The organism is Halodurantibacterium daqingense (assembly GCF_042666235.1).
Taxonomy (GTDB): Bacteria; Pseudomonadota; Alphaproteobacteria; order Rhodobacterales; family Rhodobacteraceae; genus Halodurantibacterium; species Halodurantibacterium daqingensis.
This window is the reverse complement of record NZ_JBHTFQ010000002.1, coordinates 345,800-353,543: the sequence shown is the minus strand read 5'-3', so window position 1 is coordinate 353,543 and position 7,744 is coordinate 345,800. Positions and strand designations below refer to the sequence as shown.

Below are 7,744 nucleotides of genomic sequence, written 5' to 3'. Positions count from 1 at the left end.
GGTGGGAGTTCAAGTTCTGGATTGCCTGCAGACACCGGCTGCCCCCTCTGTTCACGGTCCTCGCACTCAACCGGCGCCAGTGGCAAAAGTTCCGGCCCGACATCTGCCTTGCCGCAGGCGTCACGCCGCTTTCACGGCCATATGATTTGCGCCGCAGCTCCCGACGCGCGACCTCTTGGTCTGCACCAGTTTCCGAGGTTCCGATGACGCGACATTCCTTGCCTTCCGGGCGCCTGCACCCTGACCGGCGCAGCCTTCTGCTGGGCGCTGCCGCGCTTCTGGTCGGCCAGCGGGCCGTCGCCGCATCGCTTGGCGCGGGTTGGGGGCATGTTGTCGATCGCGCGCGCGGCTTTGACCAGTTTCGCGCCATCGTCGTCGCCCATCGCGGCACGACGGTGCTGGACGAGGCCCTGCGCGGCCCCGGCACCGATCGCCCCGTCAATGTCAAGTCCGTGTCCAAGACGGTGGTGGCGGCGGTGCTGGGCGCGGCGCTCGACCGCGCTGTCGTGCCCGATGTCACGGCGACCCTGGCCGACGTCGCGCCCGATCTGATCCCGGCCGCAGCCGATCCCCGGGTGCGCGACATCACCCTCGCCGATCTCTGCACCATGCAGGCGGGGCTCGAACGGACCTCGGGCAGCAATTACGGCGGCTGGGTCGCCAGCCGCAACTGGGTGGCGAATGCGCTGTCGCGTCCCGTCGTGGCCGAGCCTGGCAGCCGGATGCTCTACTCGACCGGCAGCGTGCATGTGCTGGGGGCGGCGCTTGCCCGTGCCTCGGGGCAAAGCCTGCTGACGATGACCCGCGACTGGATCGGCACGCCCCTCGGCATCGAGATCCCGGCCTGGACCCGGGACCCGCAGGGTTTCTATCTGGGTGGAAACGAGATGGCGCTGTCGCCCCGCGCGATGGTCCGCTTTGCCGAAATGTATCGCACCGGTGGCGCCGGCATCCTGAGCGGCGACTGGGTCGAGGCATCGCTGCGCCGGCGCACGCGCTCGCCCTATTCGGGGCTTGATTACGGCTATGGCTGGTTCCTGGGCCGGATGCAGGGCACCGAAGTCGCGCTGGCGCGGGGCTACGGCGGGCAGATCATCGGCATCGCACCGGCGCTGGAGCTGAGCTTTGCGATCACCTCGGATCCGACCTTGCCGGCTCGGTCGGGCGGGTATTTCGGCGACCTTCTGCACCTGATCGACACCGGGCTTCTTCCCGCCGCTGCCGCTGCATGACGATTTTGGTCGCCCTGCGGCCCTGCCGCCCTACTGTCAGCTAAGGTCGGCCGCACAGCGCCGGCGGAAAGCCAGTGAGGTGACGATGCTGCGGACAGCGACCGAAGGCGCGCGACAGGCGACAACCCTTGCCGAAGGGGCCGCGGTGCTGAGCGGCCTTGCCACCGCCCTGCCCCCGCATCGGCTGGACCAGCAGGACGTGATCGCCCACGCCCGCCGCATCTTCGGGGCGCGCACCGGCCTGTTTGAAACGCTCGAACCCGTCTATACCAATGCCGAGATCGACAGCCGCTGGTCCTGCATGCCGCTTGACTGGTTCGAAAGCGGCACCGACATGCCGGAAAAGACGCGGCTTTACACCCGGCATGCCACCGAGCTGGCCGAAACGGCCGCGCTCGCGGCGCTGCGCGACGCGGGCCTTGCGCCCGAAGATATCGACGTGCTGGTCTTCGTCAGTTCGACCGGGATCGCGACGCCCTCGATCGAGGCGCGGCTGATGAACCGGATCGGGTTCCGCCCCGATGTGGCACGGCTGCCGATCTTTGGTCTCGGTTGCGCCGGCGGGGCCATGGGCCTTGCCCGTGCGGGCCAGATGGTTGCGGGGCGGCCCGGTGCGCGCTGCCTGCTGATCGTGGTCGAACTGTGCACCCTCGCCTTCCGCCATGACAGCCTGAGCAAGAGCAACCTGGTCGCCACCGCGCTGTTTGGCGATGGTGCCGCGGCCGCCGTTCTGACCGGCGCCGCGGCGGGCACGGAAGGCAACGCCGGCGGCATCGGCCGGCTGGGCGCGGCGGGCGAACATCTCTGGCCCGATACGCTGAACGTCATGGGCTGGGGGATCGACCCCGAGGGGTTCGAGGTGATCTTTCACCGCGACATCCCCCAGATCGTCGAGGGCCGTTTCCGCGCCGCGATGGAAGATTTCTGTGCCCGCGCCGGAATTGCCCCTGCAGAGATCGCGCGCCCCTGTTGCCACCCCGGCGGCGTCAAGGTTCTGGATGCGCTGGAAGGGGTCTTTGGCCTTCCGCCACGCGGGCTGGAGGCCGAGCGCGCCGTGATGCGCGACTGCGGCAACATGTCGGCGCCGACGGTTCTGTTCGTGCTGGATCGGCTGCGTCGCGATGGCGCCACGGGGCCGCATCTGCTGACCGCGCTTGGTCCGGGCTTTACCGGCGCGTTCCAGATGCTGTCACTGGGGCCGGCGCAATGATCCTTGGCTGGGCCCATGCGCTGATCGCGCTGATCGCGGTGCAGCGGTTGGCGGAACTCGTGCTTGCGCAACGCAACACGCGCCGGCTTCTGGCCGAAGGCGCAGAGGAACATGGCAAAGGCCACTACCCGCTGTTCATCCTGCTGCATGGCAGCTGGCTTGCCGCGATGGCACTGCTGACCCAGCCGTCTCCGCCCCTGAACATCTGGCTGCTGGGCGCCTTTGCGCTGCTGTTTGCCGCGCGCTTCTGGGTGATCGGCACGCTGGGACGGTTCTGGACCACGCGCATCATCTCGCTTCCCGGGGCGCCGCTGGTCCGGCGCGGGCCGTTCCGCTGGCTGCGGCACCCGAACTATACGGTGGTCGCGCTGGAAATCCCGCTGGTCCCGGCACTTCTGGGGCTGCATTGGGCGGGAATCGTCTGGGGGCTGATGAACCTGGCGCTGCTGACCTGGCGCATCCGCGTGGAAAACGCGGCCCTTGCCCCGCGGGCGGACGGGGGCTAGCGATCAGAACCCGCTGATCCGCGGCAGCCAGGTCGATACCGCCGGCACGAAAGTCAGAAGCGCCAGAACGGCCAGATGCGCGACCAGGAAGGGCGGCATTTCCCGCATCAGCTCGGACGGGCGCAGCCGCACTGCCGAGGCGACCACGAACAGAAGGCTGCCCACCGGCGGCGTGGTCAGCCCGATGGTCAGGTTCACGATCACGACGATGGCGAAATGGATCGGATCGATCCCCAGCGAAAAGGCAATCGGCGCCAGGATCGGCACCAGGATCATCACCCCCGGCAGCGGGTCCAGGAACAATCCGAAGGCCAGCAGCAACAGATTGACCGCAAGCAGGAACAGGATCGGGCTGAGGTTCCAGTCAACGATGGTCGCAGCAAGGGATTGCGGCACGCTTTCGATGATGAGGATCCAGGCAAAGGCCCGTGCCGCGGCAAGGATCAGCAGGACGGCGGTGCTGGTCAGCGCCGCGCGCAGCAGGATGGCGGGCAGATCGCGCAGCCGCAACGACCGGTAGATGAACATGCCGCAGATCAGCGCATAGAAGACCGCGATCACCGAGGCCTCGGTGGGTGTGAAGATCCCGCCGCGGATGCCGCCGATGATCAGCACGATCAGGAACAGCGCCGGCAGCGCGTGCAGCGTGGTGCGCAGCATTTCCGCCACCGGGGGACGCGGTTCGTCACCGCGATAGCCACGCGCCCGGCACACCCACCAGTTCGTCGCAAGCATCGCCAGCGCGATGCAGAGGCCCGGCAGAAGCCCCGCCATGAACAGCGCCACAACCGAAACGCGCTGATCCTGCATGGCGTAGAGGATCATGATGATCGAGGGCGGAATGATCGGCCCGACCACGGAACTCGCCGCCGTCAGCGCGCCGGCATAGGCGCGCGGATAGCCGCCCTTCTCCATCATCCGGATCATCATCGCCCCAGGCCCCGCCGCATCGGCCAGGGCCGAGCCCGAGATCCCGGCGAACATGGTCGAGGACATCACATTGGCATAGCCCAGCCCGCCGCGCAGATGGCCCACGAACTGCGCGGCAAAGCGCAGCAGGATATGGGTCATCGCGCCACCGGTCATCAGCTCGGCCGCGAGGATGAAGAACGGCACCGCCAGAAGCGGGAAGCTGTCGATCCCCGAGAACATCTCTTTCACGATGACGATCTTGGGATAGCTGCTGGCAAGACTCAGCGCGGCAAAGGCGGCAATGGCAAGCGCGAAGGCCACCGGAACACCCAGCAGCAGCAACAGAAAGAGGGCTGGAAAGAGGATCTCAGCCATGGGCGGGCGCGCCCTCGTCGCTGCGATAGCGTCCGGCGCACACAAAGCCGCGCGCCACCAGAAGAAGATGAACGATCAGAAGCCCGAACCCCACCGGCATCGCCGCATAGACATAGCTGAAGGGGATCCGCGTGGCCGGGGTGCGCTGGAACTGCATGCGCAGCATGTAGTCGCGCCCGACCCAGGCCATGAACAGGAAAAAGCCCAGCAACAGCAGGACCAAGGCCGCCCGCAGGGCGATCTGCGCCCGGCCCGGCAAGGCGTCCTGAAGGTTGGTGATGGCCACATGCCCGCCCTGGCGCAGCACGAGCCCCGCGCCCAGGAAGGTCATCCAGATCATCAGGTAACGCGCCACCTCATCGGCCCAGGGGATCGAGTGATTGGTCAGCCCGCGCAGGCTGACATTGGCAAAGACAATGCCTGACATGGCAATCAGGCACAGGATGACGGCCGTGGCGTTCAACGTCACGAACAGATGCTCCAGCTTGCGCAGATGACGCATGACCCCTCCTGCGAAGGCGGGGCCGCAGGGCCCCGCCTGACCGTTTACTCGGTGGCGATGATCGCGTCGATCAGCGCGCGGTCATACTGGCGGTAATAGCTTTCATAGGCCGGGGCCAGCGCCTCCTGGAAGGCGGCACGCTGTTCGGCGGAAAGCGTGCCGATCTCCATTCCCCGCGCGCGCAGCGTCTCGACCCCGTCCTCTTCGACAGCATCGACGAAACCGCGCATCGCGCGCACGCCCTCGGCGGCGCCACGGGCAAAGATCTCGCGGTCCTCCTCGCTCAGCCCTTCCCAGAACGGGCGCGAAACCAGCAGCATCGCCGGCGAATAGACATGACCCGACAGGGTGAGATGGCGCTGCACATCGGACAGGTTGGCCGAAACGATCACCGAAAGCGGGTTTTCCTGACCGTCGATCGTGCCCTGCTGAAGCGCGCCGATCACCTCGGGCCAGGCCATCGGCGTGGGGGCGGCACCCAGCGTCTGGAAGGCGGTGATGTGGATCGGGTTTTCCATCGTGCGCAGCCGCAGGCCGGCCATGTCGCCCGGGCCCTCGATCGTGCCGCGGTTGCTGGTGATGTGGCGGAAGCCCTGTTCACCCCAGGCCAGTGCAACAAGGCCCACATCATCGAAACGCGCCAGCATGTCCTGCCCGATCGGGCCATCAAGCACCGTGCGGGCATGGGCAAGGTCGCGGAACAGGAACGGGATGTCGAATACACCCGCTTCCGGCACGAAGTTGGCCAGCGTTCCCGAGGATACGATCGTTGCCTCGACCGTGCCGATCTGCAGCCCCTCGATCACCTCACGCTCGCCGCCCAGCCCCGAGGAGGGGAAATGGCGGAAGACAAAGCGCCCTTCGGCCTCGGCATCGACCGTCGCCTGCCAGGCGTCGGCGGCAGCGCCGTAATGCGAATTGGGGGCAAGCGCATAGCCGATCTTGACCTCGGTCTGCGCAAGGACGGGCGCAGCCACCAGGCTGGCCGCGGTGGCCAGGGCCACGCGCACATTGAACCGCTTCATGCTGAACTCCTCCACAGCGTTCTTGAGGCCGCCACCTTAGCCACGGCTGCGCGCTTTGCAATGTGCGAAAGTGCTGTCAGGCGACCTCGGCATTACCGGTGCCGGCGCCTGTCAGCAACTCGTGGATCATGTCATGGCTGAAGTAGGGGAAGCTCTCGCGCAGGAACTGCTTCGCCCGGTCAGGGGCCACGGTTTCGGCGGAGGTGTTCTTGCCGAGATCCTGCTTGCGCGGCTGGTCATTGCCGTGGTGATGCAACATCAGGGCACCGATGGGGCGCGTATCCACGAAGCTCGGCATCCGGTGCTTCAGCTGGTGATGGCCGTAGGAAAAGACGCTGCGCACTCCGGTTCCCACCTTTGCGGCTGCCCCGGCCGAAAGGAACGGCTGTTTCCGGAGCGCGTACTGAACATCCTCCTTTCCGAAGCTCTCGGCAACCAGCGTCCTGGCGAAACTGACGGCGAAGCTGTCGAGCGCCGCAAGCTTCCGGCCGATCCAGCCAAGATCGCGGATGTAGTGCTGGAAGACCCCGTCATCGTCGTCCAACCGGAATTGAAGATGGGAATCCTTGTCGTCGAGGACCGTTGACACCGCCCTTTCCACCGCATCGACCGTATCCATCACCCCAACCTTGCGGATGAACACATTCGGGTAGGGCCTGCAAAGCTCGTGCAGCTGCTCGAAACAGTCGTCGGGCAGTTGTTCCGCCGTCACGATGACGAACTTGAAGTTCTGATCGCTTTGCCCGGCGATGGAGCGCAGGCAGATGTGCTCGAAGGTACGAAGGCGAAACGCAAGCCGCGCTGGGTCAAACAGCTTGCGCGCGGTCTGCTCAACCAGCGCGCTGGCCTCGGCGCTGCTCCGTCCCCCGCGGAAGGCTCTCCAGTCTCCCTGCCCCAGAAACGAGAATCGGCATATGCCTACGATCTCCATGACACTGCTCCGCCTGCTGTTCATGATAACACTAACTCAAAGTAGTTGCGACTGCAGCCCTGTCGCGGGAAATTGTCCAGTCCGGAAGATGATTTCGCACGCCGCGATGTGATGTTCGGCCACAGCAAGACCCAGGCCGAGGGATATGCGAGATGGCAGAAGCTCTTCGCCTTCATCGACGGCCCGCCATCGCAGCGGGTCATTTCGGTGGGTAACAACTTCCAGCATGACTATGGCCGCTCCAAGATCAATTTCATGCCGGTGTTCCGGGCCATCGATGCGGCTTTCGACGCGATCCTGCCGCGGGACAGCTTCTCGTTCCAGAACATCTCGCGCCGCGTCGGCTTTGACCGGATGGCGCGGGTGCAGCAGGGCATGGATTGCGCCTTCCTGTTGCCGCCGCTTCCGCCAATGGAAAAGCAGGACATCTTTACCTGCTTCTTCGGCCGTTCGGGCTTCGAGGCGCCCGAGCGCCTGATCGCGATGGTCGAGGAACAGACCGGGCTGCGGGCGGCGCCGATCAACACCTGGCTCAAGCTGCGCGACAGCACGGCGGATGCGGATTTCGAAGCGGCCCGCCACCAGATCCTGCAATCGCGTTTCGTGCTGACCGACACCTACCACCTGTCGATCAACAGCTTCACCCTGGGCGTGCCGGTGATCGGCATGGGGCGCGCCGAGGAGCGGCAACGCGGGACGCTCGGGGATTTCAAGAAGAAGATCCTGTTCGACATGCTGAACCTGCGTAGCCTCTATTGCGAAGCCGGGGCCGAGGAGGAAAACGAGTATTTCCGGCAGGTGACCGAAAAGATCCGGTATGAACTGGCCCGGAACTTCAACCTGCCCGATCGCCATGCGTTGCTGCGCCATCTTGCGGACAAGTTCCGCGCCGATCTGGATGCGGCAATCTTCGGCCCGCCCGGCTGGCAGGCTCCTGCGGCCAGCCCCGACAGCTGCAAGCAGCCCGCGCCGGTCTGAACCCGCGGGAACAAACGGAGCCCTCATCGGTTGACAGGGTCCGGCACGCGAGTGTCCGGCAACCCATGCGCAT

At 66.0% G+C, this 7,744-nt stretch carries 8 protein-coding genes; 4 read left to right on the top strand and 4 right to left on the bottom strand.

Annotated elements, in window-relative coordinates:
* Positions 1 to 203: 203 nt before the first annotated feature.
* The 3 genes from ACFQXB_RS05130 (at position 204) to ACFQXB_RS05120 (ending at position 2,948) form a co-directional block, all read left to right on the top strand.
* Positions 204 to 1,232 carry a serine hydrolase domain-containing protein gene (locus ACFQXB_RS05130; protein WP_377400119.1) on the top strand — a complete coding sequence of 343 codons (1,029 nt, stop codon included), beginning with the start codon at positions 204 to 206 and terminating at the stop codon, positions 1,230 to 1,232.
* A gap of 85 nt (positions 1,233 to 1,317) precedes the next feature.
* Entirely contained in the window at positions 1,318 to 2,442 is a 1,125-nt protein-coding gene (locus ACFQXB_RS05125) for a type III polyketide synthase (protein ID WP_377400116.1), read from the top strand.
* Positions 2,439 to 2,948: an isoprenylcysteine carboxyl methyltransferase family protein gene (locus tag ACFQXB_RS05120; RefSeq protein WP_377400113.1), complete on the top strand. Its 510-nt coding sequence runs from the start codon at positions 2,439 to 2,441 to the stop codon at positions 2,946 to 2,948. Before ACFQXB_RS05125 ends, ACFQXB_RS05120 begins: the two co-directional genes overlap by 4 nt.
* A 3-nt stretch (positions 2,949 to 2,951) precedes the next feature.
* Here the strand turns inward: ACFQXB_RS05120 and ACFQXB_RS05115 are convergent, their stop codons facing one another.
* The 4 genes from ACFQXB_RS05115 to ACFQXB_RS05100 all read right to left on the bottom strand — a co-directional run bounded on the left by ACFQXB_RS05115 (position 2,952) and on the right by ACFQXB_RS05100 (position 6,693).
* The gene (locus ACFQXB_RS05115) at positions 2,952 to 4,235 is read right to left on the bottom strand and encodes a TRAP transporter large permease (RefSeq protein ID WP_377400110.1); all 1,284 of its coding nucleotides are present in this window, start codon (positions 4,233 to 4,235) and stop codon (positions 2,952 to 2,954) included.
* The gene (locus ACFQXB_RS05110) at positions 4,228 to 4,728 is read right to left on the bottom strand and encodes a TRAP transporter small permease (protein WP_377400740.1); all 501 of its coding nucleotides are present in this window, start codon (positions 4,726 to 4,728) and stop codon (positions 4,228 to 4,230) included. The genes ACFQXB_RS05115 and ACFQXB_RS05110 overlap by 8 nt, the downstream gene beginning before the upstream one ends.
* Before the next feature lie 53 nt (positions 4,729 to 4,781).
* A complete protein-coding gene (locus ACFQXB_RS05105) occupies positions 4,782 to 5,762 on the bottom strand; it encodes a TRAP transporter substrate-binding protein (protein WP_377400107.1) in 981 nt (326 codons plus the stop codon).
* Between the two features lie 76 nt (positions 5,763 to 5,838).
* On the bottom strand, positions 5,839 to 6,693 hold the full coding sequence (locus ACFQXB_RS05100; RefSeq protein WP_377400104.1) for a glycosyltransferase: 855 nt from the start codon (positions 6,691 to 6,693) through the stop codon (positions 5,839 to 5,841).
* A 111-nt stretch (positions 6,694 to 6,804) separates the two neighbouring features.
* Here ACFQXB_RS05100 and ACFQXB_RS05095 point away from each other — a divergent pair, with 111 nt between their 5' ends.
* Positions 6,805 to 7,671 (top strand): polysaccharide pyruvyl transferase family protein, encoded by an 867-nt coding sequence (locus tag ACFQXB_RS05095; protein WP_377400101.1) that lies wholly within the window; start codon positions 6,805 to 6,807, stop codon positions 7,669 to 7,671.
* Positions 7,672 to 7,744 lie beyond the last annotated feature (73 nt).